Origin of the sequence: Alkalisalibacterium limincola (genome assembly GCF_008017755.1) — a bacterium.
Classification (GTDB): Bacteria; Pseudomonadota; Gammaproteobacteria; order Xanthomonadales; family Xanthomonadaceae; genus Alkalisalibacterium; species Alkalisalibacterium limincola.
The window spans coordinates 445,699-470,369 of sequence record NZ_VRTS01000001.1 but is presented as its reverse complement, the minus strand read 5'-3'; the positions used below and the strand labels follow the sequence as shown (position 1 = coordinate 470,369).

The 24,671-nt window shown below is 68.0% G+C and carries 19 protein-coding genes, 8 tRNA genes and 4 pseudogenes; 26 read left to right on the top strand and 5 right to left on the bottom strand.

Annotation, left to right across the window (positions count from 1 at the left end):
- The first annotated feature begins 1 nt into the window (after position 1).
- The 4 genes from lspA (at position 2) to radA (ending at position 3,067) form a co-directional block, all read left to right on the top strand.
- The gene (gene lspA / locus FU658_RS02270; RefSeq protein ID WP_147890590.1) at positions 2-487 is read left to right on the top strand and encodes a signal peptidase II; all 486 of its coding nucleotides are present in this window, start codon (positions 2-4) and stop codon (positions 485-487) included.
- Positions 488-495: 8 nt separating this feature from the next.
- The gene (gene ispH, locus FU658_RS02265; protein WP_147890589.1) at positions 496-1,446 is read left to right on the top strand and encodes a 4-hydroxy-3-methylbut-2-enyl diphosphate reductase; all 951 of its coding nucleotides are present in this window, start codon (positions 496-498) and stop codon (positions 1,444-1,446) included.
- Positions 1,447-1,481: 35 nt separating this feature from the next.
- Positions 1,482-1,557, top strand: a tRNA-Thr gene (locus FU658_RS02260).
- A gap of 121 nt (positions 1,558-1,678) precedes the next feature.
- Complete coding sequence (gene radA / locus FU658_RS02255; RefSeq protein WP_147890588.1) at positions 1,679-3,067, top strand: DNA repair protein RadA; 1,389 nt, start codon at positions 1,679-1,681, stop codon at positions 3,065-3,067.
- A 3-nt stretch (positions 3,068-3,070) separates the two neighbouring features.
- On the opposite strand, the gene FU658_RS02250 is transcribed toward radA, so the two are convergent.
- Positions 3,071-4,384, bottom strand: a complete 1,314-nt coding sequence (locus FU658_RS02250) for an HlyC/CorC family transporter (protein ID WP_147890587.1) — start codon at positions 4,382-4,384, stop codon at positions 3,071-3,073.
- Positions 4,385-4,388: 4 nt separating this feature from the next.
- Positions 4,389-5,180 carry a cytochrome C assembly family protein gene (locus FU658_RS02245; RefSeq protein WP_147890586.1) on the bottom strand — a complete coding sequence of 264 codons (792 nt, stop codon included), beginning with the start codon at positions 5,178-5,180 and terminating at the stop codon, positions 4,389-4,391.
- Between the two features lie 164 nt (positions 5,181-5,344).
- Here FU658_RS02245 and ffh point away from each other — a divergent pair.
- From ffh to FU658_RS02210, 7 genes and pseudogenes are all read left to right on the top strand, one after another.
- Positions 5,345-6,714 (top strand): annotated as a pseudogene (ffh, locus tag FU658_RS02240) (signal recognition particle protein).
- 143 nt (positions 6,715-6,857) lie between these two features.
- Complete coding sequence (gene rpsP, locus FU658_RS02235) at positions 6,858-7,118, top strand: 30S ribosomal protein S16 (RefSeq protein WP_147890585.1); 261 nt, start codon at positions 6,858-6,860, stop codon at positions 7,116-7,118.
- A 38-nt stretch (positions 7,119-7,156) separates the two neighbouring features.
- Positions 7,157-7,663: a ribosome maturation factor RimM gene (gene rimM, locus FU658_RS02230; protein WP_425477562.1), complete on the top strand. Its 507-nt coding sequence runs from the start codon at positions 7,157-7,159 to the stop codon at positions 7,661-7,663.
- A 7-nt stretch (positions 7,664-7,670) separates the two neighbouring features.
- Positions 7,671-8,428: pseudogene (gene trmD / locus FU658_RS02225) on the top strand (tRNA (guanosine(37)-N1)-methyltransferase TrmD).
- A gap of 106 nt (positions 8,429-8,534) precedes the next feature.
- Entirely contained in the window at positions 8,535-8,921 is a 387-nt protein-coding gene (rplS, locus tag FU658_RS02220) for a 50S ribosomal protein L19 (protein WP_147890583.1), read from the top strand.
- Between the two features lie 126 nt (positions 8,922-9,047).
- The gene (gene htpG / locus FU658_RS02215) at positions 9,048-10,949 is read left to right on the top strand and encodes a molecular chaperone HtpG (protein ID WP_147890582.1); all 1,902 of its coding nucleotides are present in this window, start codon (positions 9,048-9,050) and stop codon (positions 10,947-10,949) included.
- Positions 10,949-11,389 (top strand): RNA-binding S4 domain-containing protein, encoded by a 441-nt coding sequence (locus tag FU658_RS02210; RefSeq protein WP_147890581.1) that lies wholly within the window; start codon positions 10,949-10,951, stop codon positions 11,387-11,389. The genes htpG and FU658_RS02210 overlap by 1 nt, the downstream gene beginning before the upstream one ends.
- Before the next feature lie 10 nt (positions 11,390-11,399).
- Here the strand turns inward: FU658_RS02210 and FU658_RS02205 are convergent, their stop codons facing one another.
- The gene (locus tag FU658_RS02205) at positions 11,400-11,885 is read right to left on the bottom strand and encodes an Lrp/AsnC family transcriptional regulator (RefSeq protein ID WP_147890580.1); all 486 of its coding nucleotides are present in this window, start codon (positions 11,883-11,885) and stop codon (positions 11,400-11,402) included.
- 93 nt (positions 11,886-11,978) lie between these two features.
- Here FU658_RS02205 and FU658_RS02200 point away from each other — a divergent pair, with 93 nt between their 5' ends.
- Positions 11,979-13,163: a trans-sulfuration enzyme family protein gene (locus tag FU658_RS02200; RefSeq protein WP_147890579.1), complete on the top strand. Its 1,185-nt coding sequence runs from the start codon at positions 11,979-11,981 to the stop codon at positions 13,161-13,163.
- Positions 13,164-13,196: 33 nt separating this feature from the next.
- On the opposite strand, the gene mutS is transcribed toward FU658_RS02200, so the two are convergent.
- Positions 13,197-15,755, bottom strand: coding sequence for a DNA mismatch repair protein MutS (mutS, locus tag FU658_RS02195; protein WP_255505350.1), 2,559 nt, complete (start codon positions 15,753-15,755; stop codon positions 13,197-13,199).
- Between the two features lie 151 nt (positions 15,756-15,906).
- Between mutS and FU658_RS02190 the strand changes: the two genes are divergently transcribed.
- From FU658_RS02190 to FU658_RS02165, 6 genes and pseudogenes are all read left to right on the top strand, one after another.
- Complete coding sequence (locus tag FU658_RS02190) at positions 15,907-16,425, top strand: CinA family protein (protein ID WP_147890732.1); 519 nt, start codon at positions 15,907-15,909, stop codon at positions 16,423-16,425.
- A 135-nt stretch (positions 16,426-16,560) separates the two neighbouring features.
- Entirely contained in the window at positions 16,561-17,655 is a 1,095-nt protein-coding gene (gene recA / locus FU658_RS02185) for a recombinase RecA (RefSeq protein WP_147890578.1), read from the top strand.
- Positions 17,591-18,180: pseudogene (locus tag FU658_RS02180) on the top strand (regulatory protein RecX). The gene recA and the pseudogene FU658_RS02180 overlap by 65 nt, the downstream one beginning before the upstream one ends.
- Before the next feature lie 125 nt (positions 18,181-18,305).
- Positions 18,306-20,968, top strand: a pseudogene (gene alaS / locus FU658_RS02175) (alanine--tRNA ligase).
- Positions 20,969-21,114: 146 nt separating this feature from the next.
- Complete coding sequence (csrA, locus tag FU658_RS02170; protein ID WP_147890577.1) at positions 21,115-21,312, top strand: carbon storage regulator CsrA; 198 nt, start codon at positions 21,115-21,117, stop codon at positions 21,310-21,312.
- 67 nt (positions 21,313-21,379) lie between these two features.
- Positions 21,380-21,472 (top strand) — tRNA-Ser (locus tag FU658_RS02165).
- Between the two features lie 4 nt (positions 21,473-21,476).
- On the opposite strand, the gene FU658_RS02160 is transcribed toward FU658_RS02165, so the two are convergent.
- Complete coding sequence (locus FU658_RS02160; protein ID WP_147890576.1) at positions 21,477-21,710, bottom strand: hypothetical protein; 234 nt, start codon at positions 21,708-21,710, stop codon at positions 21,477-21,479.
- 16 nt (positions 21,711-21,726) lie between these two features.
- On the opposite strand from FU658_RS02160, the gene FU658_RS02155 reads away from it, so the two are divergent.
- The 8 genes from FU658_RS02155 to clpP all read left to right on the top strand — a co-directional run bounded on the left by FU658_RS02155 (position 21,727) and on the right by clpP (position 24,613).
- A tRNA-Arg gene (locus FU658_RS02155) sits at positions 21,727-21,803 on the top strand.
- 135 nt (positions 21,804-21,938) lie between these two features.
- Positions 21,939-22,015: transfer RNA gene (locus FU658_RS02150), tRNA-Pro, on the top strand.
- A 93-nt stretch (positions 22,016-22,108) separates the two neighbouring features.
- Positions 22,109-22,185 (top strand) — tRNA-Arg (locus tag FU658_RS02145).
- Positions 22,186-22,236: 51 nt separating this feature from the next.
- Positions 22,237-22,313, top strand: a tRNA-His gene (locus FU658_RS02140).
- Positions 22,314-22,366: 53 nt separating this feature from the next.
- Positions 22,367-22,442, top strand: a tRNA-Lys gene (locus tag FU658_RS02135).
- Positions 22,443-22,472: 30 nt separating this feature from the next.
- Positions 22,473-22,557: transfer RNA gene (locus FU658_RS02130), tRNA-Leu, on the top strand.
- Positions 22,558-22,649: 92 nt separating this feature from the next.
- Positions 22,650-23,951 carry a trigger factor gene (gene tig / locus FU658_RS02125; protein WP_147890575.1) on the top strand — a complete coding sequence of 434 codons (1,302 nt, stop codon included), beginning with the start codon at positions 22,650-22,652 and terminating at the stop codon, positions 23,949-23,951.
- 47 nt (positions 23,952-23,998) lie between these two features.
- A complete protein-coding gene (clpP, locus tag FU658_RS02120) occupies positions 23,999-24,613 on the top strand; it encodes an ATP-dependent Clp endopeptidase proteolytic subunit ClpP (protein WP_255505349.1) in 615 nt (204 codons plus the stop codon).
- The last annotated feature ends 58 nt before the right edge of the window (positions 24,614-24,671 follow it).

Genomic DNA, 24,671 nt, shown 5'->3' with positions numbered 1-24,671 from the left:
CGTGAGTGTTAAACCCAATGCCCTTCCGTGGCTGTGGCTGTCGCTGGCCGTGATCGCGCTGGACCTGGCCACCAAGTACCTCGCCCTGGACCTGCTGGAGCCCTACCGGCCGGTGGCGGTGATCGAGGGCGTCTTCTACTGGACGCTGGTGTTCAACGAAGGCGCGGCGTTCAGCTTCCTGGCCAGCGCCTCGGGCTGGCAGCGCTGGTTCTTCTCGGTCGCCGCGATCGGCATCAGTGCGATGCTGGTGGTGTGGCTGCGCAACACGCCGCGAAACGACTGGCGCACCGCGCTGCCGTTCGCGCTGATCATCGGCGGCGCGCTGGGCAACCTCTACGACCGGCTGCGCTGGGGGCATGTGGTCGATTTCGTCGACGTCTACATCGGCAGCTACAACTACCCGGCCTTCAATCTGGCCGACTCGGCGATCGTGGCCGGTGCGATCGGTATCGTCGTGTTCGGGTTCCGCCAGCAGAAAGAGGGATAATGGGAGCCATGGACCTGCTGCTCGCCAACCCCCGCGGCTTCTGCGCCGGCGTCGACCGGGCGATCGAGATCGTCAACCGCGCCCTCGACACGCTGGGCGCGCCGATCTACGTGCGCCACGAGGTGGTGCACAACCGCTACGTGGTCGAGGAGCTGCGCGCGCGCGGAGCGGTGTTCGTCGAGGAACTCCACGAGGTGCCCGATGGCGCCACGGTGATCTTCTCGGCGCATGGCGTGTCGCAGGCCGTGCGCGCCGAGGCGGAGCGTCGTGGCCTGAAGGTGTTCGACGCGACCTGCCCGCTGGTCACCAAGGTGCACCTGGAAGTGGCGCGGCACTGCCGCCAGGGCGACGACGTGATCCTGATCGGTCATGCCGGGCATCCCGAGGTGGAAGGCACGATGGGGCAGTGGGCCAGGGATGGGGCCAAGGGCCGCATCTACCTGGTGGAGGACGTCGCCCAGGCCGAGGCCCTGGAAGTCGAGCAGCCCGACGCCATCGCCCACACCACCCAGACCACGCTGTCGGTCGACGACACCCGGCAGATCATCGACGTGCTCAAGCGCCGCTTCCCGGCCATCCAGGGGCCGCGCAACGACGACATCTGCTACGCAACGCAGAATCGCCAGGATGCCGTGCGCGAGCTGGCCTCGCGTTGCGACCTGGTGCTGGTGGTGGGTTCGGCCAACAGCTCCAATTCCAACCGCCTTGCCGAGCTGGCAGAACGCCAGGGCGTGCAAGCGCACCTGATCGACGACGCCAGCCACATCGATCCGGCCTGGGTGAAGGGTCGCCGCTCGGTGGGCGTGACCGCGGGCGCCTCGGCCCCGGACATACTGGTGCGCGGCGTCATCGACCGCCTCCAGGCGCTTGGGGCGGGGGCGGTCACCGAACTGTCGGGCAAGGAGGAAAACATGGTTTTCGCCTTGCCCAAGGAGTTGCGCATCGCGCTGGTCGATTGACCCCGGGCGGCCACGCGCCTAGAATTCCGCCCCTCGCCGCAATAGCTCAGTTGGTAGAGCAACTGATTCGTAATCAGTAGGTCGGAGGTTCGACTCCTCTTTGCGGCACCAAACCGGAAAGGCCGTGGATACGCTCCACGGCCTTTTTTCGTGGCCGGGAGTTTTTCCGTCTCGCCGGGCGAGACGGGCAGCGGTTACCCTGCGCGCTGCGATGAGAAGGAGCGATGCCCCGATGGCCAAGGCCAAGACCGCCTACGTGTGTTCCGAGTGCGGGGCCAGCTTCACCCGCTGGCAGGGCCAATGCGGGGAGTGCGGGGCCTGGAACACGCTGAGTGAATTCGTCATCGAGCCTGCCAGCAGCGCCAAGTCCGGTGCCGGGCAGGCGCGCAGCAGCTGGGCCGGACGGGTCGATGCGGCCGAGGTGACCGCGCTGAGGGACGTCAGCCAGGACGAGCAGGCACGCGTGTCGACGACGATAGGCGAGTTCGACCGGGTGCTGGGCGGTGGGCTGGTCGAGGGCTCGGTGGTGCTGGTCGGAGGCGATCCGGGCATCGGCAAGTCCACCCTGCTGCTGCAGGCGCTGGCGCTGATGTCGGCCACGCAGCCAGCCATCTACGTGACCGGTGAGGAAAGCCTGGCCCAGGTGGCGGGGCGGGCCCGCCGGCTCGGCCTGCCGCTCGACGACCTCAATGCGCTCGCCGAAACCTGCGTGGAGAAGATCCTCGCCCGCGCCACCTCGGCCAAGCCACGCCCGCGCCTGCTGGTGGCGGATTCCATCCAGACCCTGTGGAGCGACACGCTGACCTCCGCACCCGGTTCGGTCAGCCAGGTGCGCGAATCGGCGGCGAAGCTGGTGCGCTTCGCCAAGGAGACCGGCACCTCGGTGTTCCTGGTCGGGCACGTCACCAAGGAGGGTGGCATCGCCGGCCCGCGGGTGCTCGAGCACATGGTCGATGCGGTGCTGTACTTCGAGGGCGAGTCCGGCAGCCGCTTCCGGGTGCTGCGGGCGTTCAAGAACCGTTTCGGCGCGGTCAACGAACTGGGCGTCTTCGCGATGTCGGACAAGGGGCTCAAGGAAGTCCCGAACCCGTCGGCGATCTTCCTTTCGGGCAGCTCCACGGCGCAGCCGGGCAGCGCGGTGATGGTGACCCGGGAAGGAACCCGTCCCTTGCTGGTCGAGGTGCAGGCGCTGGTCGACCAGAGTCCGTTGGCCAACCCGCGCCGGGTCACGCTGGGCCTGGAGCAGAACCGGCTGGCGATGCTGCTGGCGGTGCTGCACCGCCACGGTGGGGTTGGCGTGTTCGACCAGGATGTGTTCGTCAACGTGGTCGGTGGAATCCGGGTACAGGAGACCGCGGCGGACCTGCCGGTGTTGTTGGCGGTGCTGTCGAGCCTGCGTGACCGGCCACTGGCCGAGAAGACGGTCGCATTCGGCGAGGTGGGGCTCTCGGGAGAAATCCGCCCGGTGCCGAACGGGGAGGAGCGGCTCAAGGAAGCCGCCACGCACGGGTTCAAGCGGGCGATCGTGCCGAAGGCCAACGTACCCAAGCCCGGACAGTTCAAGGGCCTGGAGGTGATCGCGGTGGAACGGCTGGCGCAGGCGCTCGACGCCGCTGGCTAGCCTTCAGTCGGCGCGGCTGTCGGGCCCCGGGGGCGTGGGCAGGCCGTTGGACGAGCCGGGGGTGACCGGAGGCATCACCCGCACGCGCCGGACCACGTTGTCGCGCACCAGCTCGATGCGCATGTGGTAGTCCTCGATTTCCAGCTCGGTCCCGGGCATCGGCAGGGTCTCGAGCTGGCTGACGATCAGGCCGCTGAGCGTGCGCGCCGGGTCCGTGGGGAGGTCCCAGTCCAGGCGCCGGTTCAGGCTGTGCACCGGGATCCGGCCGTCGACCATGACGCTGCCATCGCTCTCGTGGTGGATCAGGCGGGTGTTCTTGCCCGGTTCGGTGGTGAACTCGCCGACGATCTCCTCGAGGATGTCGGCCAGCGTGACCAGTCCGACGATGTCGCCGTACTCGTCGACCACCAGGGCCAGCCGGCGCTCGGTGCGCTGGAACTCCAGCAACTGCTGCGGCAGGCGCGCCCCCTCGGGGATGAAATAGGGCGCGCGCATGCGCGCCTCGATCAGCGCGTGGTCGACCGGCTGGCGGCCCTGGACGTCCACCAGCGTGCGGATGTTCAGCGTGCCGACGATGTTCTCGATGCTGTCGCGATACACCACGACGCGTCCGAACGGACAGTTGGCCAATTCCATCCGGAGTTCCTCGATCGACACGTCCAGGTCGATGCCGTGGATCTCGTTGCGCGGCACCATGATGTCCTCGACCCGGGCCTCTTCCAGCGCCAGGATGTTGAGCAGCATGCGCCGATGGCTGTCGGGGATCAGTCCGCCACCCTCCTGCAGCAGCGTGCGCAGCTCCGCCTGCGACAGGGCCTGGTCGTCGCCGGGCATGCGCCGGTGCCCGAACAGGCGCAGCACCAGCCCGGCCAGGAAGTTGATGACCCGGACCACCGGGTAGAACAGCCTCAACATCGGGTACAGCACGTAGGAGGCCGGCAAGGCGACCCGTTCGGGCTTGAACGCCGCGAGCGTCTTGGGCGCCACTTCGGCGAAGATCAGCACCACCACGGTCATCACCACCGTCGCCACCAGCACGCCGGCCTCGCCGGCCATGCGCACGAAGGCGACCGTGGCAAGCGCCGAGGCGAGGATGTTGACGAAGTTGTTGCCCAGCAGGATCAGGCCGATCAGGCGGTCGGGCTGCTCGAGCAGGCGCTGCGCCAGCATCGCGCCGCGATGGCCTTCGCGGGCGAGGTGCAGAAGGCGATAGCGGTTGATCGACATCAGCGCCGTTTCGGAACCCGAGAAGAATGCCGAGAACAGCAGCAGTACGCCCAGCGCACTGAACAGGGCTGTCAGCGGAATCGCGTCCATGCGTTCAGGCCCGGGTGCCGAGCACGAGTTCGAGCACGAACTTGCTGCCGAAGAACGCCAGGCCCAGCAGGGCCATCGCGCCCAGGGTCAATTGGGCGGCGTGGCGACCACGCCAGCCCCGGCGCCAGCGCCCCAGCAACAGGATGCCGAAGACCAGCCAGGCCAGCAGCGAAAGCGTGGTCTTGTGCGCCAGGTGCTGGGCAAACAGGTCGGAGACGAACAAGACGCCGCTGAGCAGGGCCAGCGTCAGCAGCACGAACCCGGCGCCGATGGTCCGGAACAGGAGCGTTTCGACCAGGGTCAGGGGCGGGAGCAGGCGCAGGGCGGTGATGCGCTTGTGGTGCCGCAGCGCCACGTCCTGGAACCACAGCAAGCTCGCAAGGATGGCCGCCAGGGCCAACGTCGCATAGGCCAGCAGCGCCAGCCAGGCGTGCATCTGGATGCGCCAGTCGACCACCGGGGGTACCGCGTGCGGTCCAGCGACCAGGTAGGCGGCAAGGCTCAGCGCCGCAAGCGGGAACACCACGACGCCCAATGCCTCCATGCGCTGCATCTGGCTGGCCACGAGGGTCAGTGCCGCCATGCCCAGCCCCACCAGGCTCAGGGCTGCGAAGAAGTGCAGCGGCATGCCGCCGGCAACCCGCCACGCGTCCGCGTGCACGGCGAAATGGATCAGCACCGCGATGGCGCCGAGGAACAAGCCGGCCTGGCGGGCCTGTTCGGGCTCGCGCGCATGCTTGAGTGATCGGTGTGTGGCGATCAGGTAGGTCGTGATCGCGGCGAGGGCAGTCATCATCGGGCCCAGTTTGGCATAGCGCGGGCGTCCGGAGAATGACACGCATGGGCCCCGGGGATGCGGTCCGGAGGAGGATGCCTCCCGGCCTGCGCTGGCGGCCGGGGCCCCGGGGAGGCGCGCGCGATATACTTGCCGGCCCTGATTGATCCAGACCGGTCCCGCCCATGTTCGAGTCGCTTACCCAGCGCCTGTCTTCCACCGTCCAGCGCCTGCGTGGGCGCGGTCGCCTCAGCGAGGAAAACATCCGCGAGGCGCTCGCGAGGTGCGCATCGCGCTGCTGGAAGCCGACGTGGCGCTGCCGGTGGTGCAGGCCCTGGTCGAGCGCATCAAGGTGCGCGCCGTCGGCCAGGAGGTGCTGTCGAGCCTGACCCCGGGCCAGGCGCTCATCAAGATCGTGCGCGACGAGCTGACCGTGGTGATGGGCGGGCAGGGTGCCGAGCTCAACCTCAACGTCCCCGCGCCCGCGGTCGTGCTGATGGCGGGCCTGCAGGGCGCCGGCAAGACCACCACCGTGGGCAAGCTGGCCAAGCACCTCAAGGAGCGGCGCAAGAAGAAGGTCATGGTGGTCAGCTGCGACGTCTACCGACCGGCGGCGATCCAGCAGCTCCAGACCCTGGCCGAGCAGGTCGATGTTCTGTTCCACCCGTCGCTGGGCAGCGACAGCCCCGAGGCGATCGCGCGCTCGGCGATCGATGCGGCGCGGAAGAACCATGTCGACGTGCTGCTGGTCGACACCGCCGGCCGCCTGGCGATCGACGAGGCGATGATGGACGAGATCAAGGCGCTGCATGCCGCGATCAACCCCGTCGAGACCCTCTTCGTGGTCGACGCGATGACTGGCCAGGACGCCGCGACCACCGCCAAGGCATTCTCCGAGGCGCTGCCGCTTACCGGCGTGGTGCTGACCAAGACCGACGGTGACGCCCGCGGCGGCGCCGCACTGAGCGTGCGCTACATCACCGGCAAGCCGATCAAGTTCATCGGCGTGGGCGAGAAGCCCGACGGCCTGGACGTGTTCCACCCCGACCGCATCGCCAGCCGCATCCTCGACATGGGCGACGTGCTGTCGCTGGTCGAGGAGGTCGAGCGCAAGGTCGACCAGGACAAGACCGCAAAACTGGCCGAGAAGGTCCGCAAGGGCAAGAAGTTCGACCTCAACGACATGCGCGACCAGCTCGACCAGATGCAGAACATGGGTGGGCTGGGCGCGTTGATGGACAAGTTGCCCGGCATGGGCCAGATCCCCGACTCGGTGAAGGGCCAGGTGACCGGCAAGGAAGTCCCGCGCATGGTCGCGATCATCGACTCGATGACCAAGCAGGAACGTCGCCATCCGGCCGTGCTCAACGGCTCGCGCCGGGCGCGCATCGCGCGCGGCTCGGGCACCACCCCGGCCGACGTCAACCGCCTGCTCAAGCAGTTCCAGCAGATGGAGAAGATGATGTCCAAGCTCTCCCGCGGCGGCATGAAGGGCCTGATGCGCGGCATGAAGGGCATGATGGGCAAGGGTGGTCCGGGCTTTCCGATGCGCTGAACGGCGATCGCCAGCCCCGGGCGGGTGCGGGCTTTTATTTCAGGCCGGGGCCGGGCTATAATTCGCAATTACCCGCGCCAGAAGTGTCTCCTGCGCGTTCCGCGTCATTGCGACCTCTCCCAAGAACTACAGAGCAAACTCACATGGTCAAGATCCGTCTGACCCGCGGTGGCGCCAAGAAGCGCCCCTTCTACCACATCATCGTCACCGACGGCCGCAACAAGCGCGACGGTCGTGCGCTGGAGCGCCTGGGTTACTACAACCCGGTGGCCTCGGGCCAGGACAAGCGCATCGAGCTCGACACCGCGCGCGTCGACCATTGGGTCGGCCAGGGCGCGCAGATGTCCGACAAGGTCCGTGACCTGTACAAGCAGGCCAAGCGTCCGGCGGCCGAAGCCGCCTGATGCCCCGGTCGCCGCCCAAGGCCGGCCCCGCGTCCGTCATGAGTGAAGAGCGCCGGATCAAGCTCGGCAAGGTCGTGGGCGTCCATGGCGTCCGCGGCGAGCTCAAGATCGAGTCGCACACCGATCCGCGCGATCGGCTGTTCCGCTACCAACCCTGGATCCTGTGCCACGCCCGGAGCGAGCGCATGGTCGAGGGGGTGCGCGGGCATGACAACGGTCGCAACGTCCTGGCGGTGTTTCCGGATGTCGAGGACCGCGACCAGGCCCAGGCGCTGATCGGTGCCGAGATCTGGGTGCCCCGCTCGGCCCTGCCGCCACCCGCGCCCGGGGAATACTACTGGGTCGACCTGGAGGGCCTGCCGGTGCGCACCGTCGACGGGATCGAGCTGGGCACCGTGTCGCACATGCTCGAGACCGGTGCCAACGACGTCATCGTCGTGCACGGCGAGCGCGAGCGACTGATCCCGTTCCTCAAGGAGTCGGTGGTGAAGTCGGTGGACATGGACGGCGGCGGCATCGTCGTCGACTGGGATCCGGACTTCTAGCCCGCGCATGCGCATCGATGTCATCACGCTGTTCCCGGACTTCATCCGCTCCTGCGCCGAGGTCGGCGTGGTGGGGCGGGCCGGCGAGCGGGGCCTGATCAGCATCGAGGCGTGGAACCCGCGCGACCATGCGCCGGGAAACTACCGGCGCGTGGACGAGCGACCCTTCGGCGGCGGGCCGGGCATGGTGATGATGATCGAGCCGTTGCGCGACTGCCTTGCGGCAGCGCGCGCAGCGCTGCCGGGGCCGGCGCGGGTGGTCTACCTGAGTCCGCAGGGCGCACCCCTGGACCAGGACAAGGTGCGCGAGCTGGCGGCATTGCCGCGGTTGATCCTGCTGTGTGGCCGTTACGAAGGCGTGGACGAGCGCCTGCTGGCGGCCGAGGTCGACGAGGAACTGTCGATCGGCGATTACGTGCTGTCCGGTGGCGAGTTGGCGGCAGCCGTGGTCATCGATGCGGTCGGTCGCCTGCAGGAGGGTGCGCTCAACCACGCCGGGTCGGCCGCGCAGGACAGTTTCGAGGACGGTCTGCTGGACTGCCCGCACTACACCGGCCGGTGGAGCATGAGTTCGGCACGGTGCCGGAGGTGCTGCGCGGGGGCGACCATGCCGCGATCGCGCGCTGGCGCCGCAAGCAGTCCCTGGGTCGCACCTGGCTGCGGCGTCCGGACCTGCTGGCCCGGTTGAGCCTGGGCCCGAAGGACCAGGTCCTGCTGGAGGAATTCCAGCGCGAACACGAGGGAAACGGGGCCGGTCCGGCCTGATTCCCGGATTCAACCCGGGGCTGGCATTGCGGCAGAAAAGCCAGCTATAATGTGCGACTACGCGTCGCCCGCGTCATTTCTTCAAGAACCTTATTTTGGTGCAACCATGAGCAATCTTCTGCAGGAATTCGAAGCTGAGCAGTCGCAGCGCAAGCTGCCCGAGTTCAGCCAGGGCGACACCGTCGTCGTCAACGTCAAGGTGAAGGAAGGCAACCGCGAGCGCGTGCAGGCCTACGAAGGCGTGGTCATCGCGATCAAGAGCCGCGGCCTGAACTCCGCCTTCACCGTGCGCAAGATCTCGCACGGCTTCGGCGTGGAGCGCGTGTTCCAGACCCACAGCCCGATGATCGATTCGGTCGACGTCAAGCGTCGCGGCAAGGTCCGCGCCGGCAAGCTGTACTACCTGCGTGGCCTCGAGGGCAAGAAGGCGCGCATCAAGGAGGATCTGGCCGCCCAGGCCAAGTTCGCCGCCGAGGCTGCCGCGGCCAAGTAAGCCGCAGCGCCCCGCGTCACGCCAGACGGCCACCTTCGGGTGGCCGTTTGCGTTTGCGCTGGCCTTGAATCGGCCCTGGATCCACCCCATGTCCGACGCATCCGCATCATCTGCCATGAGGGCGACATGAGCACTGAAACTCCCGTTGAAACCCACGAATTCCAGGCCGAGGTCCAGCAGGTCCTGAAGCTGGTCATCCATTCGCTTTACTCCAACAAGGAGATCTTCCTGCGCGAGCTGGTCTCCAACGCGTCGGATGCCTGCGACAAGCTGCGCTTCGAGGCGCTGCAGGATGCCTCGCTGGCGGGCGGGGGCGAGCCGGCGATCGAGCTGCGCGTGGACGGCGAGGCGCGCACGCTGAGCGTGATCGACAACGGCATCGGCATGAGCCACGACGAGCTGGCCGCCAACCTCGGCACGATCGCACGCTCCGGCACCCGCGAGTTCCTCGAGCGGCTCGAGGCCGGGCAGAAGGCCGACGCGCAGCTCATCGGCCAGTTCGGCGTCGGCTTCTACTCCGGCTTCATCGTGGCCGACCGGATCAGCGTGACCTCGCGCCGCGCCGGCAGCGAGGAGGTCTGGACCTGGGAGTCCGCCGGCGACGGCCGCTTCACCCTCCAGCAAGCGCCGGCCGACACGCCGCGTGGCACGCACATCACGCTGCACCTGCGCGAGGGCGAGGACGAGTTCCTGCAGGACTGGAAGTTGCGCTCGCTGGTCAACACCTACTCCGACCACATCGGTTTCCCGATCCGTATGGCCAAGCGGGTCGAGGGCGACGACAAGGACGCCGGCGGGGAACTGGAGACGATCAACCAGGCCGCGGCGCTGTGGACGCGATCCAAGGCCGACATCGGCGACGACGAGTACCAGGCCTTCTACAAGCACGTCTCGCACGATTTCAACGACGCCCTGGCGTGGACCCACAACCGGGTAGAGGGCAACCAGAACTTCACCTCGCTGCTCTACCTCCCGAAGCAGGCACCGTTCGACTTCCAGTACAACCGTGAAGAGCGCAAGGGGCTGAAGCTCTACATCAAGCGGGTCTTCATCATGGACGCGGCCGAGCAGATGCTGCCGGCCTACCTGCGCTTCGTGCGCGGCGTGGTCGATTCCGACGACCTGCCGCTCAACGTCAGCCGCGAGATCCTGCAGAACAACCGCCAGGTCGAGCGCATCCGCGGGGCGCTGGTGAAGCGCTCGCTGGACCTGCTGGAGAAGCTGGCGCGCGAGGAAGCCGAGAAGTACACCGGCTTCTGGAACGAGTACGGTTCGGTGCTCAAGGAAGGCGTGGCCGAGGATGCGTCGAACCGCGAGCGCGTCATGAAGCTGCTGCGCTTCCCGTCGACCAGGAGCGACACCGCCGACCAGCTGGTGTCGCTCGACGAGTACATCGCACGCATGGCGGCGGGGCAGGAATCGATCTACTACCTGACCGCCGACGGCTTCAACGCCGCGCGCAACAACCCGCAGCTCGAAGCGCTCAAGGCACGCGGCATCGAAGTGCTGCTGATGCACGAGCGCATCGACGAATGGGTGGCCGGGTACCTGTCCGAGTACGAGGGCAAGCGCCTGCGCAACGTGGCCAAGGGCGAGCTCGACCTCGACACGCTCGGGGGTGGCGAGGAGGACAAGGCCAAGCGCGAGGAATCGGCGAAGGCGGCCGAAGGCGTGGTGGCCAGGCTCAAGGGCATCCTCGGCGAGAACGTGCGCGAGGTGCGCGTGTCGGAGCGCCTGACCGAATCGCCCTCGTGCCTGGTGCTCGAGGAGTACGACATGGCCCTGCACATGCAGCGCCTGCTCAAGGCGGCCGGACAGGAGGTGCCGGGTGGCCAGCCGGTGCTGGAGATCAACCCCGCGCACCCGCTGGTCCAGCGGCTGGACGGGGAAGCCGACGAAGCTGCGGCGGCCGATCTGGGCCAGCTGCTGTTCGAACAGGCGCAACTGGCGGCCGGTGGCCAGCTCGACGACCCGGCGGCCTTCATCGCGCGCACCAATCGCCTGCTCTCGGGCGGTGCGTCGGCCTGATGGCGGAGGCGGGCGCCGACGCCGGCGAAACGGGCGTGCGCATCGACGTGTGGCTGTGGGCGGCACGGTTCTTCAAGACCCGCGCCCTGGCCAAGGATGCGCTCGGCCACGGCCGGGTGCAGGTCAACGGCCAGCGCTGCAAGCCCTCGCGCCTGGTGCGGGTGGGTGACGCGATGGAGGTGCGTCGCGGCGACGAGCGCTTCGAGATCCAGGTGATGGGCCTGAGCGACAAGCGCGGCCCGGCACCGGTCGCGCAGCAGCTCTATGTCGAAAGCGAGGAGAGCAAGGCTTCCCGCGCCGCCGAGCGTGAGCAGCGGCGCCTGGCCAGCGCGGCCACGCCGCGCCCGGACTCCAAGCCCGACAAGCGCGACCGGCGCAAGCTCAAGCAGGCCAACGAGGGCAGGGCGGACGGGAAGCTGCCGCCCTGGTTTCCGCAGTAGGGGAGGCGGGCTAGCGCTTCGAGCGCAGGTCGTCTTCACGCAGGATCGCCAGCTCCGTGTTGCGCCGGAACTCGAAGATCAGCCGCGTCTCGATGTGGGCGACTTCCTTGCGCTCTGTGAACGCACCGAGCGCGAAGTCGCGCAGGTGGTTGCTGTCGCGCACGCCGACGTGCACGAGGAAGTCGTCGCTGCCGGCGACGTGGTAGAGCGCCAGGACCTCGCGCAGCCCGAGGAGGTGCTCGCGGAAACTGTCGAAGCCCCTGCGCGAGTGCCGCGCCAGCCGGATCGACACCATCGCCTGCAGTCCGATGCCGACCGCGGCGGGCGCGACTTCGGCATGGAAGCCCTGGATCGCCCCGAGCTGGCGCAACCGGCGCACCCGCTCCAGCGCGGTCGAGGCGGCGATTCCCGCGGCCTCGGCCAGCGCCTTGTTCGGCATCCGTGCGTTCTTCCGCAGCAGGGTCAGAAGTTCGAAGTCGGTTCGGTCGAGCTGCATATTTTGCGTCATCAGGCGAATAATATTCGGATTCTACGCCATGAAATAATCATGCGTTCCGGATTGTCGGAAATACACGAATTGGAGCGCCCCATGTCCCGCATCGAGACCCTTGCCGTCCACGCCGGCCGCGAAGACTTCGCCGAGCTCGGCGTGCATGCGCCCCCGATCGACCTGTCCACGACCTATCCGGTGCGCGACCTCGACGAAGGCACCGCCAGCTTCGATGCGCTGGTGGGTGGAGCGGCCAGCGCCGGGAATTCGATCTATGCGCGCCTGCACAACCCGACCGTGGACCGCGTCGAGAAGGCGATCGCCCGTCTCGAAGGCACCGAGGCCTGCGTCGGCTACGGATCGGGCATGGCGGCCCTGACCGCGATGCTCATGGACGCCCGCTCGCGGGGCGGCCACGTGCTCGTCGTGCGTCCGCTGTACGGGACCTCCGACCACCTCCTGGCCAGCGGCCTGTGCGGCATCGAGGCCGAGTTCGTGGACGCCGGCGAGATCGCGCTGCGCAAGCGTGCCGACACCGCGCTGGTCATCATCGAGACGCCGGCGAATCCGACCCTGGACCTGGTCGACATCCGCGCGGTCGTCGCGGCGGCCGGCCACGTACCGGTGCTGGTGGACTCCACCTTCGCCACGCCGGTGCTGCAGAACCCCGCCGAGCTGGGGGCGGCCTACGTGATGCACAGCGCCACCAAGTTCCTGGGCGGACATGGCGACGTGATCGCCGGCGTGGTGTGCTGCAGCGAGGAACGCGCGAAGCCGCTGCGCGTGGTGCGTGCGGCCACCGGCGCGCTGATGCATCCGCTGGGCGCCTACCTGCTGCATCGCGGTCTGGCCACGCTGGCGCTGCGCGTCGAGCGCGCGCAGGCCAACGCCGAAGATATCGCCCGTCGCCTGGCCGCGCACCCGGCCGTGGCGAAAGTGTTCTACCCGGGGCTGGGCACGACCCGCAACGCACACCTGGTCGGCGAGCAGATGCGCGGTCCGGGCGCACTCATGGCGTTCGAGATGGCCGAAGGCTATGGTGCCGCCGCGGCGGTCATGGCCCACGTCGGACTGATCACGCCGGCGGTGAGCCTGGGTTCGGTCGACAGCCTGATCCAGCACCCCTCGGGCCTGACCCACCGCGTCGTGAGCGAGGCGGCCAAGACGGCCACCGGCATCACCCCCGGCCTGCTGCGCCTGTCGGTGGGCATCGAGGCGGTGGACGACATCTGGGCCGACCTCGACCAGGCGATGCGTCGCGCCGGCATGTCGCAGGTCGCCTGACCCAGGCCTACCCGTGGGATCCGAAGCAGGGGGCTACAGCAGCCCCTTGAGTCGGTACAACGCCTCCAGCGCCTGCTTCGGGGTCAACTCGTCGGGGTCGATGTCGCCCAGCGCCTCCAGGGCCGGCGAGGGCACGTTGAACAGGCCCATCTGCGCCGGCTTGTCGAGCGCCTCGGGCCGTGTGTCCGGTGCGACCGGCCGTGCCTCGAGTTCGCCCAGATAACGCTTCGCCGCGCCGACCACGGCACGCGGCAGGCCGGCCAGTGCGCCCACCTGCAGGCCGAAGCTGCGGTTCGCCGGCCCGTCCTTGACCGCATGCATGAACACCAGCGACTCGCCGTGCTCGACCGCGTCAAGGTGCACGTTGGCGATGCCGCTGCCGGCTTCGGCCAGGCTGGTGAGTTCGAAGTAGTGCGTCGCGAACAGCGTGTAGGCGCGGTTGTCGCGCGCCAGGTGCAGCGCGCAGGCCTTGGCCAGCGCAAGGCCGTCGTAGGTAGAGGTTCCGCGGCCGATCTCGTCCATCAACACCAGCGAGTGCTCGCTGGCGTGGTGCAGGATGTAGGCCGTCTCGCTCATCTCGACCATGAAGGTCGATTGTCCGCGGGCCAGGTCGTCGCCGGCGCCGATGCGGGTGAGGATGCGGTCGATCGGGCCGATCTCGGCGCGCGCGGCCGGCACGAAGCTGCCGATGTGCGCCAGCAGGACGATCAGCGCGTTCTGGCGCATGAAGGTCGATTTGCCGCCCATGTTCGGGCCGGTGATCACCAGCATCCGCCGCTCGGGGTACACGTGCAGGTCGTTGGGCTCGAAAGGCTCGCTGCGCACCGCCTCGACCACCGGGTGGCGACCGCGTTCGATGTCGATGCCCGGCTCGGCGCGCAGTCGTGGGCGCGACCAGTCCAGCGCCAGCGCGCGCTCGGCGAAGCCGGCCAGCACGTCGAGTTCGGCCAGCGCCTGGGCACAATCGCGCAGTGGCTCCAGGTCCTCGTTGAGGGCGTCGAGCAGTTGCTCCCACAGCAGCTTCTCGCGGTTGAGCGAACGCTCGCGTGCCGACAGTACCTTGTCCTCGAAGCCCTTGAGCTCCTCGGTGATGTAGCGCTCGGCGTTGGTCAGCGTCTGGCGGCGGGTGTAGTGGGTGGGTGCCTTCGCGCTGTGGGCCTTGGAGACTTCGATGTAGTAGCCGTGCACGCGGTTGTAACCGACCTTCAGGGTCGGGATGCCGCTGGACTCGCGCTCGCGCGCCTCCAGTTCGACCAGGAACTGGTCGGCGTGGGTGGACAGCCGGCGCAGTTCGTCGAGCTCACCGTCGAAACCGTCGGCGATGACGCCGCCATCGCGCAGCAGCACCGGGGGCTGGGCCTGTACCGCTTCGGCCAGCAGGCTGGCGGTGGCGGCGTGCTCGCCCATCCGGTCGGACAGTTCGCGCAGGGCGGGCGCGTCCAGCGGCGCCAGCAGGCTGCGCAGCGCTGGCAGCAACTGCAGGCCATCGCGCAGCGTGGACAGGTCGCGCGGGCGTGCCGAACGCAGCGCGACGCGGGTCAGGATGCGCTCGATGTCGCCAACGCCGCGGAACTGCTCGCGCAGGTCGTCGGCCACGCGACTGTCGAGCAGGGCCTCGACCGCCTGGTGGCGCGCGGACAGCAGGACCTGGTCGCGCAGCGGTCGGTGCAGCCAGCGCCGCAGCAGGCGCCCGCCCATCGGCGTGACGCTGGAATCCAGCACCCCGGCCAGCGTGTGCTCGCTGCGCCCGTCCACCCGTGAGTCGAGCTCGAGGTGGCGCCGGGTCGCGGCATTCATCGCGATCGTCTCGTCCCCGGCCTCCATCGCCAGCCGCCGCAGGTGCGGCAGCTGCTGCTTCTGGGTCTCCTCGACGTAACCCAGCAGCGCGCCGGCGGCAGCGACCGCCAGTGGCTTGCCCTGGACGCCGAAGGCTTCCAGGTCGCGCGTGCCGAAGAAGCGGGTCAGCTGGCGCTGTCCGCCCTCGGCGTCGAAATGCCACGGGGCCCGGCGACGCAGGCCGGTGCGGCCGAGCAGGAAGGCCGGCCAACCGTCCTCGTCGGGCAGCAGCAGCTCGGCAGGCTCCAGCCGCGCCAGCTCGGCGGCCAGCTGCTCCTCGTCGCGCGCCTCGCCGACCAGGAAGCGGCCGCCGGCCAGGTCGGCCCAGGCCAGTCCGTAGCCCTGCCTGCCGCGAGCCACGGCCATCAGCAGCGTGTCGCGGCGCTCCTCCAGCAGCGCCTCGTCGGTGACGGTGCCGGGCGTGACCACGCGCACCACCTTGCGTTCGACCAGGCCCTTGGACGCGGCCGGGTCGCCGATCTGCTCGCAGATCGCGATCGACTCGCCCATCGCCACCAGCCGCGCCAGGTAGCCTTCGCAGGCGTGCACCGGCACACCGGCCATCGGAATGGGTTCGCCGCCTGAGCTGCCGCGCTGGGTCAGGGTGATGTCGAGCAGCTTCGCCGCCTTGCGCGCGTCGTCGTAGAACAGCTCGTAGAAGTCCCCCATGCGGAAGAACAGCAGGATATCGGGGTGCTCCGCCTTGGCGGCGAAGAACTGCTTCATCAACGGGGTGTGTTCGGCGGGCTTGCTCATAGCGCACGCATTCTAGAGGTCGCGGGGCAGGGCTGCCGAGTCCAGGCCCCATGCCCGGGCGCCACCGCCCTCCCCGGGGGGGAACACGCGCCCGCGACCCCGGCTGCGCCTACAATCAGCGCTGGCTCCCGTGGACACCCCCATGCCCGACATGCCCGTCGCCGCCCCGGCAGATTCGATCGACGACCCTGGCCTGCACTCGCTGGCGGAGGAGCTGGGCCGCCAGTTGCAGGCCCACCATGACATGCTGGTGACGGCTGAAAGCTGCACCGGGGGTTGGATCGCCAAGACCGTCACCGACATCGCCGGCAGCTCGGCCTGGTTCGACTGCGGCCTGGCGGCCTACAGCTACGAGGCCAAGCAGCGCCTGCTGGGCGTTCGTCCGGAGATCCTGCTGCACCATGGCGCAGTCAGCGAGGAGACCTGCATCGAGATGGTGTCCGGGGCGCTGATCAACTCCGGCGCCAGCGTGGCCGTGGCCGTGACCGGCATTGCCGGACCCGGCGGCGGAACCGCGGACAAGCCGGTTGGCAGTGTCTGGATCGGCTGGAAGCGCCGCGGTGGCTATCCGCGTGCGCAACTGTTCCAGTTCGACGGTGATCGCGAGCACATCCGCCGCCAGACGGTCGCGGCCGCGATCAAGGGCTTGCTGGATATTCTTACAGAATGATCGGAGCCGTGAGCACGGCGCCGGAAGGGGCTGTGGGATACTGTCGGCCTCGGACCACGGGAACTCTTCCCGCGCGTCTCACTCCCTGAGATACCGCCCTGCCAGGCTGTGTCCGTACCCCAGTGAGGAACCACGATGGATGACAACAAGAAGCGCGCGCTGACCGCCGCGCTGGGCCAGATCGAGAAGCAGTTCGGCAAGGGCGCGGTGATGCGCATGGGCGACAAGAACAACGAGCCCGCCGAGGTCTACTCCACCGGCTCGCTGATGCTCGACATCGCGCTGGGCATCGGCGGCCTGCCCAAGGGCCGCGTGATCGAGGTCTACGGCCCGGAATCCTCGGGCAAGACCACGCTGGCGCTGCAGACCATCGCCGAGTGCCAGAAGGCCGGCGGCACCGCCGCGTTCATCGACGCCGAGCACGCGCTCGACCCGATCTACGCGCAGAAGCTGGGCGTGAAGCTCGAGGACCTGCTGATCTCGCAGCCCGACACCGGTGAACAGGCGCTGGAGATCGCCGACATGCTGGTGCGCTCCAACGCGGTGGACATGGTGGTGGTCGATTCGGTCGCAGCACTCACCCCGCGCGCGGAGATCGAGGGCGAGATGGGCGACCAGCTGCCCGGCCTGCAGGCCCGCCTGATGAGCCAGGCGCTGCGCAAGCTGACCGGCAACATCAAGCGCTCCAACACGATGGTGCTGTTCATCAACCAGCTGCGCATGAAGATCGGCATGATGATGCCGGGCCAGAACCCGGAAGTGACCACGGGCGGCAATGCGCTGAAGTTCTATGCCTCGGTGCGCCTGGACATCCGCCGCATCGGCGCGATCAAGAAGGGCGACGAGATCATCGGCAACCAGACCAAGATCAAGGTGGTCAAGAACAAGATGGCGCCGCCGTTCAAGCAGGTCATCACCGAGATCCTGTACGGCGAAGGCATCTCGCGCATGGGCGAGCTCATCGAGATGGGCGTCACCGCGAAGCTGGTCGACAAGGCGGGTGCCTGGTACAGCTACGGCGAGGAGCGCATCGGCCAGGGCAAGGAGAACGCCCGCCAGTGGCTCAAGGACAACCCGGACAAGGCGAAGGAGCTCGAGCTCAAGATCCGTGAGACCTTCCAGCCGGCATTGGTGATCGGCGAGGACGCCGATGACGACGGTGCCGATGCGGGCGACGACAAGCCGGCGGCCAAGGCGTCGAAGAAGACCAGCGAGAAGACCGAGGCCTGAGTTGGCTCCGGGTTCGGACGAGGACGACGACCGGAGTACCGGCGAGGGCGGCGGCAAGCCGTCCCGCCAGCGCACGGCACTGAACCCGTACGAGCGCGCGGTGGGCCTGTTGGCCCGTCGCGAGCACTCCCGCCGCGAGCTCGAGCGCAAACTGGTCGCCAAGGGTGTCGATGCGGGCGAGGCCCACGACGCGGTGGAGCGCCTGGCAGGCCAGGGCTGGCAGGATGAACAGCGTTTCGCCGGCAGTCTGGCCCGGAGCCGCGCGATGTCGGGCTACGGGCGGTCCGCATCCGCGCCGAGCTGGGCACCCACGACCTGCCCGCGAACGTCATCGAGGCGGCCCTTGATGAGCTTGAGTCCCAGCATGACTGGCGCGAGGCCGCGCGCGAGCTGCTGCAGCGGCGGCTGGGCGAGGTCGCCCCGGCCGATCCGGCCCGCCGGAGGAAGGCGCAGTCGCTGCTGCTGCGCCGGGGTTTCGACAGCGAAACCGTGTTCTCGCTGACCTCCGGACGCGACGCCGACTGACGGCCAGCGGCAGCGGCCCCTTGCGCTATCGGGCCACAGCCACCATGGTTTGACGGATAATCTTCCGCTTTCCGCGCCGATGGAGTCCCGGCGGCGCGGGCCTCGTCCAGTCTTCCGGTGTCCAAATGAAATCCACAGCCGAGATCCGCAAGGATTTCCTCGAGTTCTTCCGCGAACGTGGCCACGAAGTCGTGCCGTCCGCACCGCTGGTGCCGGGCAACGACCCGACGCTGCTGTTCACCAATGCCGGCATGGTGCCGTTCAAGGACGTCTTCCTGGGTGCGGAGAAGCGCAGCTACACGCGCGCCACCAGTTCCCAGCGCTGCGTGCGCGCCGGCGGCAAGCACAACGACCTCGACCAGGTCGGCTACACCGCACGCCACCACACCTTCTTCGAGATGCTGGGCAACTTCAGCTTCGGCGACTACTTCAAGCGCGACGCGATCGTCTACGCCTGGACCCTGCTCACCGAGGTGTGGAAGCTGCCGCCCGAGCGCCTGCTGGTGACGATCTACCACACCGACGACGAGGCGTTCGCGATCTGGAACACCGAAGTCGGCGTGCCGGCGGAAAAGATCATCCGCATCGGCGACAACAAGGGTGCGGCGTTCGCTTCGGACAACTTCTGGCAGATGGCCGACACCGGTCCGTGCGGGCCGTGCACCGAGATCTTCTACGACCACGGCGCGACATTCCCGGGGGCCCGCCGGGATCGCCGGACGAGGACGGTGACCGTTTCATCGAGATCTGGAACCTGGTGTTCATGCAGTTCGACCGGGCTGCCGACGGCACGCTGTCGCCGTTGCCGGCGCCGTGCGTGGACACCGGCATGGGCCTGGAGCGCGTTGCGGCGGTGCTGCAGCACGTGCACTCCAACTACGAGATCGACCTGTTCAAGGCGCTGATTGCCGCCGCGCAGGAGATCAGCGGCTGCGAGGACGCGGGCAACAAGTCGCTTCGGGTGATCGCCGACCACGTACGCGCGTGCAGCTTCCTGGTGCTCGACGGCGTGCTGCCGTCCAACGAGGGCCGTGGCTACGTGCTGCGCCGGATCATCCGCCGCGCGGTGCGCCACCTGTGGAAACTGGGCGGCCTGCAGGCCGATGGCAGCTTCTGGCGCATGGTCGAAGCGCTGGTGGCGCAGATGGGCGAGGCCTACCCGGACCTGGCCAAGCGCCAGTCGTTCATCGAACAGGTGCTCCGGTCCGAGGAGGCCGCCTTCGTGCAGACCCTGGACGCCGGCATGGTGCACCTCAACGACTTCCTTGCCGCGGCTTCCGGCGAGCTGGGCGGCGAGGCCCTGTTCCAGCTGCACGACACCTACGGATGTCCGCCCGACCTGATCGCCGACATCCTGCGCGAGAAGGGAGCGCACCTGGCCGAGGGCGCAATGGCCGAGTACGAGCAGGCCATGCAGGCGCAACGCGAGCGCGCCCGGGCGGCCAGCAAGTTCGCCGGGGCCAGCGGCTTGCCGGCCGAACTCGTGGCGCGCCTGAAGGCCACTGCATTCTGCGGCTACGAGGGTACCGAAGCCGAGGACTGCGAGGTCGTGGCCCTGCTGCGCGACGGCATGCCGGTGGAGTCGCTGGCGGTGGGCGAGCAGGGCGTCGTGATGCTGGATCGCACGCCGTTCTATGCCGAGTCCGGTGGCCAGGTGGGTGATGCCGGCCGGCTCTGCGGCCACGCCGGCAGCGACTTCGAGGTGCTCGATACGGTGAAGCTTTCCGGGGTCTTCCATGGCCACTCCGGGCGCCTGGCGGCGGGTGTGCTGCGCGTGGGTGACCGCGTGCGTGCCAGCGTCGATGCCGAGCGTCGCCGCGGCACCGTGCTCAACCATTCCGCCACCCACCTGCTGCATGCCGCGCTGCGCCAGGTGCTGGGCGAGCACGTGCAACAGAAGGGATCCCTGGTCGCGCCCGACCGGTTGCGTTTCGATTTCTCGCATTTCCAGGCGGTCAGCCGCTCCGAACTGGCGACCATCGAGGCCATGGTCAACGCCGAGATCCGTCGCAACGCCGAGGCCGAAGTGCACAACATGGGCATGCAGGAGGCGCTGGACTTCGGCGCGCTGGCCCTTTTCGGCGAGAAATACGGCGAGAACGTGCGCGTGCTGCGCATGGGCGCCTTCTCCACTGAACTCTGTGGCGGCACCCATGTCTCACGTACCGGTGACATCGGATTGTTCAAGATCGTCTCCGAGGGTGGCGTGGCCGCAGGCGTGCGCCGCGTCGAGGCGGTGACCGGAGAGGGTGCGATGGCGTTGGTGGCGGAGAACGAGGGCAGGCTCGACGAGGTGGCGTCCCTGGTGGGCGGTGGCCGCGGCGAAGTGGCCGAGCGCATCCGCCAGATGCTGGAGCGCAACAAGCGGCTGGAGCGGGAACTCGAGTCGCTCCGGGCGCGCGCCGCCGCCGAGGCGACCGGTGACCTGGCGGGTTCGGCCGTGGACGTGCAGGGCATCAAGGTCGTCGCTGCACGGCTCGAGGGCGCTGACGGCAAGCAGTTGCGCGAGGCGATCGACCAGCTCAGGAGTGCGCTCGGTGACGCGGTCATCGTGCTGGCTGGGGCGAGCAACGGAAAGGTCGCGCTGGCCGCCGGCGTGAGCGGTTCGGCCCAGCAGCACGTCAAGGCCGGGGAAATCCTGGGCCATGTAGCGCGGGGCATCGGTGGCAAGGGCGGCGGACGCCCGGACATGGCGCAGGGGGGAGGTGACGATACTCCCGGGCTGCCGGCGATCCTCGAAGGGCTGCCGCGCTGGGTTGAAGCCCAGCTGACCGGTGGCGACAAGTAAACTAATGGCCGATTGCGTGCAGTGTTCACGCTTGGCTACCATGCTCCACGTCGCGATGTCGCGACAGGGGACCGCCGAACACATCGGCGACCGGACGTTCCGGCAGTGACCGGGACGCACGGACGAACCGGGCCAGGAGACTTGGCATGTTGATTCTTACGCGTCGCGTAGGCGAAACCCTGATGATTGGCGATTCCGTGACGGTGACCGTCCTGGGCGTCAAGGGCAATCAGGTCAGGATCGGTATCACGGCGCCGAAGGATGTCGCCGTGCACCGCGAAGAGATCTACCAGCGCATCCAGCGCGACGGGGACGCGGGCCCCAGGGACCCGTCCGCGGATTGAGGTTTGCCAGCGCGGTACGCGTCGGCTATCCTTGCGCACCTCCCGGCTCGCGCCGGGACTGCTTCACGGAGAGTTGCCCGAGCGGCTGAAGGGGCTCCCCTGCTAAGGGAGTATAGGGTTTATAGCTCTATCGAGGGTTCGAATCCCTCACTCTCCGCCATACTTCAAAACGCCGCCTTCGGGCGGCGTTTTTCGTTGGCTGCGAGTTCGGGGTTTCCTGCCCGCGCCAGCGCGCGGGCGCTGCGCGCCACCACGAAGCGGTGCTTCGTAAGCGGTGGTGCTCGCCCCTCACTCTCCCTCGCCTGGCCTTGCCCTGTGGGCGGATCAGGGTAGAAGAGCAGCAAAAAGCTGAAGAAAAGTTCGCCGGGGGTGTTGACGATCGGGGAGGGGTTGTCCATACTTCCGCTCCTCGCAGCGCCCGTAGCTCAGCTGGATAGAGCACCAGGCTACGAACTTGGGGGTCGGAGGTTCGAATCCTTCCGGGCGCGCCAGAGATGCAACAGGAGTGCTTCGGCACTCCTTTTGTTTTTGCGGGGCAGGAATTCTCTCGTTGACGGGCTCGCCCGGGAACACTAGACTTTTCTGCTCTTCGGGGCGCCTTCGGGTGTTTCGGAATTCGATTCCTCCGGGGTATAGCTCAGCCTGGTAGAGCGCCAGCTTTGGGAGCTGGATGTCGGGGGTTCGAATCCCTCTGCCCCGACCAGTCGCCAGGGCCGGCGCTACAGGCCGCGGCGGTTGGATGGCCCACGGGGGCGGATGCTTCCGGTAAAGTACGTGGCTTGCAGGTGGACAACCGGCGCCCGTAGCTCAACCGGATAGAGCATCGGCCTTCTAAGCCGACGGTTACAGGTTCGATTCCTGTCGGGCGCGCCACCCGCGGGAAGCCAGGCGATCGGTTGGTTGGCCAGGCACACAGTTTCGTCGGTGGATGTAGCTCAGTTGGTTAGAGCATCGGATTGTGATTCCGAGGGTCGCGGGTTCGAGTCCCGTCTTCCACCCCAGTTCAAAGATGCGGCATAATGCCGCGTCGCAGCCGCTCCGGCGGGAAGATTTCGGGCCGTTAGCTCAGTTGGTAGAGCAGCTGACTCTTAATCAGTAGGTCCTAGGTTCGAATCCTAGACGGCCCACCATCTTCCCATTGGATCGACCCAGCGCGGCGTGCGAAAGTGGCGGAACTGGTAGACGCGCTGGATTTAGGTTCCAGTGGGGCAACCCGTGAGAGTTCGAGTCTCTCCTTTCGCACCATCCGTCCAGGAAGGCGCGCGGGATGACGACTGGATTCCACGGGTTTTTTATTGGCCGCGCGACACCGATCGCGGGGCATCGCAGGAGTAGACATGCAAGTTTCGGTTGAGAACGTCTCAAACCTGGAGCGCCGCCTGAAGGTGAGCGTGCCCGCCGAGAAGCTGGACGGCGAGGTCTCCTCGCGCCTGCGCCACCTCGGTCGAACCGCCAAGCTCAAGGGCTTCCGCCCGGGCAAGGTGCCGGCCAAGGTGATCGAGCAGCGCTACGGCCAGCAGGTCCGCAGCGAGGTGTTGTCCGACCTGATCGGCCGCAGCTTCAACGAGGCGCTGCAGCGCGAGAGCCTGCGCCCGGCGGGCCAGCCCGATATCGAGACCGATGGCCAGAGCAAGGACGGCGAGTTCAGCTTCACCGCCACCTTCGAGATCGTCCCGGACTTCGGCAAGATCGATGTGTCGACGCTGAAGATCACCAAGGTCACCGCCGAGATCAGCGACGAGGACATCGACAACATGATCGACACGCTGCGCCAGCAGCGCCGATCGTGGGAGCCGGTGGAGCGTGCGGCGAAGCAGGGCGACCTGGTGTCGATCGAGATGGTCGCGACCACCGATGGCGAGCGCGTGCCGGCCGAGGGCGTGGACCGCGGCACCACCGTGATCGGCGCAGGCGTCATGCTGCCGGCCATGGAGTCGGTGCTCGAGGGCATGTCCAAGGACGAGTCCAGGACCACCGAAGTCGAGTTCCCGGCCGACTGGCGTGTCGAGAAGCTGGCGGGCAAGAAGGCTTCGGTCGAGGTCAAGCTGGTGCGCGTGGCCGAGCCGAAGATCCCCGAGGTCGACCAGGCCTTCGTCGAGAGCTTCGGAATCGCCGGTGGTGACATCGAGACCTTCCGCAGCGAGGTTCGCTCGAACCTTTCGCGCGAACTCCGCGGCACCTTGATGAACCGGCTGCGCGCCGAGGTCATCGACAAGCTGGTGGCTGCGCACGAAGGCACCGAGATGCCGAACAAGCTGATCGAAGCCGAGGCGCGCGGCCTGGCCCGCCAGGCCGAGAAGCAGGCCGCCGAGCAGGGCCAGGGCGACGTCAAGATCAACGACGACACCTTCCTGCCGCAGGCGCGCAAGCGCGTGGCGGCCGGCCTGCTGGTGACCGAACTGGCCCGCCAGAACGAGATCCGCCTGGACCCCAAGCGCCTCAACGAGACGCTTCAGCTCATCGCCTCGACCTACGAGGAGCCGCAGCAGGTCATCGACCTCTATCGGCAGGACCAGCGCCTGATGCAGGGCCTGCAGTCGCGGGTGATGGAGGAGCAGGTGATCGACTGGATCACCGAGCACGCCGACGTGACGACCGAGTCGAAGAGCTTCGCCGAGGTGATGCGTCCGGGTCAGTAAGGCCGGCGTATCATCCCTGTATGACGAGTCCCCTGGAGAGAAACATGATGAACGCGCCGGTAGGCCTGAACCTGGTTCCGATGGTGGTCGAGCAGACCAGCCGCGGTGAGCGCGCGTACGACATCTACTCGCGCCTGCTCAAGGAGCGGGTGATCTTCCTGGTCGGACCGATCGACGACAACGTCGCGAACGTGATCGTGGCCCAGCTGCTCTTCCTCGAGGCCGAGAACCCCGAGAAGGACATCAGCCTGTACATCAACTCGCCGGGTGGCATCGTCACCGCAGGCATGGCGATCTACGACACGATGCAGTTCATCAAGCCCGACGTGAGCACCATCTGCGTCGGCCAGGCGGCCTCGATGGGTTCCTTGCTGCTGGCGGCTGGCGCGAAGGGCAAGCGCTATGCGCTGCCGCACTCGCGGGTCATGATCCACCAGCCGCTGGGCGGCTTCCAGGGCCAGGCCAGCGACATCGACATCCATGCCCGCGAGATCCTGTTCCTCAAGGACCGCCTCAACGGCATCCTGGCCGAGCACACCGGCCAGTCGATCGAGACGATCGCCGCCGACACCGACCGCGACAACTTCAAGAGCGCCGAGCAGGCCCGCGACTACGGCCTGATCGACGAGGTGCTGCAGCAGCGGCCCAAGGACGCAGCCTGAGGCAGCAGGCTGCCCCGGCCCCCGGGCCGGTCCCACCCCCTCGCACGGACCCTGCGGG

What these genes read in the sequence shown, in the direction of transcription:
- ispH (WP_147890589.1), top strand. Translation starts at nt 496, where the DNA reads ATGGACCTGCTGCTCGCCAACCCCCGCGGCTTCTGCGCCGGCGTCGAC.
- radA (WP_147890588.1), top strand. Translation starts at nt 1,679, where the DNA reads ATGGCCAAGGCCAAGACCGCCTACGTGTGTTCCGAGTGCGGGGCCAGC.
- FU658_RS02250 (WP_147890587.1), bottom strand. Translation starts at nt 4,384, where the DNA reads ATGGACGCGATTCCGCTGACAGCCCTGTTCAGTGCGCTGGGCGTACTG.
- FU658_RS02245 (WP_147890586.1), bottom strand. Translation starts at nt 5,180, where the DNA reads ATGATGACTGCCCTCGCCGCGATCACGACCTACCTGATCGCCACACAC.
- rpsP (WP_147890585.1), top strand. Translation starts at nt 6,858, where the DNA reads ATGGTCAAGATCCGTCTGACCCGCGGTGGCGCCAAGAAGCGCCCCTTC.
- rimM (WP_425477562.1), top strand. Translation starts at nt 7,157, where the DNA reads ATGAGTGAAGAGCGCCGGATCAAGCTCGGCAAGGTCGTGGGCGTCCAT.
- rplS (WP_147890583.1), top strand. Translation starts at nt 8,535, where the DNA reads ATGAGCAATCTTCTGCAGGAATTCGAAGCTGAGCAGTCGCAGCGCAAG.
- htpG (WP_147890582.1), top strand. Translation starts at nt 9,048, where the DNA reads ATGAGCACTGAAACTCCCGTTGAAACCCACGAATTCCAGGCCGAGGTC.
- FU658_RS02210 (WP_147890581.1), top strand. Translation starts at nt 10,949, where the DNA reads ATGGCGGAGGCGGGCGCCGACGCCGGCGAAACGGGCGTGCGCATCGAC.
- FU658_RS02205 (WP_147890580.1), bottom strand. Translation starts at nt 11,885, where the DNA reads ATGCAGCTCGACCGAACCGACTTCGAACTTCTGACCCTGCTGCGGAAG.
- FU658_RS02200 (WP_147890579.1), top strand. Translation starts at nt 11,979, where the DNA reads ATGTCCCGCATCGAGACCCTTGCCGTCCACGCCGGCCGCGAAGACTTC.
- mutS (WP_255505350.1), bottom strand. Translation starts at nt 15,755, where the DNA reads ATGAGCAAGCCCGCCGAACACACCCCGTTGATGAAGCAGTTCTTCGCC.
- FU658_RS02190 (WP_147890732.1), top strand. Translation starts at nt 15,907, where the DNA reads ATGCCCGTCGCCGCCCCGGCAGATTCGATCGACGACCCTGGCCTGCAC.
- recA (WP_147890578.1), top strand. Translation starts at nt 16,561, where the DNA reads ATGGATGACAACAAGAAGCGCGCGCTGACCGCCGCGCTGGGCCAGATC.
- csrA (WP_147890577.1), top strand. Translation starts at nt 21,115, where the DNA reads ATGTTGATTCTTACGCGTCGCGTAGGCGAAACCCTGATGATTGGCGAT.
- FU658_RS02160 (WP_147890576.1), bottom strand. Translation starts at nt 21,710, where the DNA reads ATGGACAACCCCTCCCCGATCGTCAACACCCCCGGCGAACTTTTCTTC.
- tig (WP_147890575.1), top strand. Translation starts at nt 22,650, where the DNA reads ATGCAAGTTTCGGTTGAGAACGTCTCAAACCTGGAGCGCCGCCTGAAG.
- clpP (WP_255505349.1), top strand. Translation starts at nt 23,999, where the DNA reads ATGAACGCGCCGGTAGGCCTGAACCTGGTTCCGATGGTGGTCGAGCAG.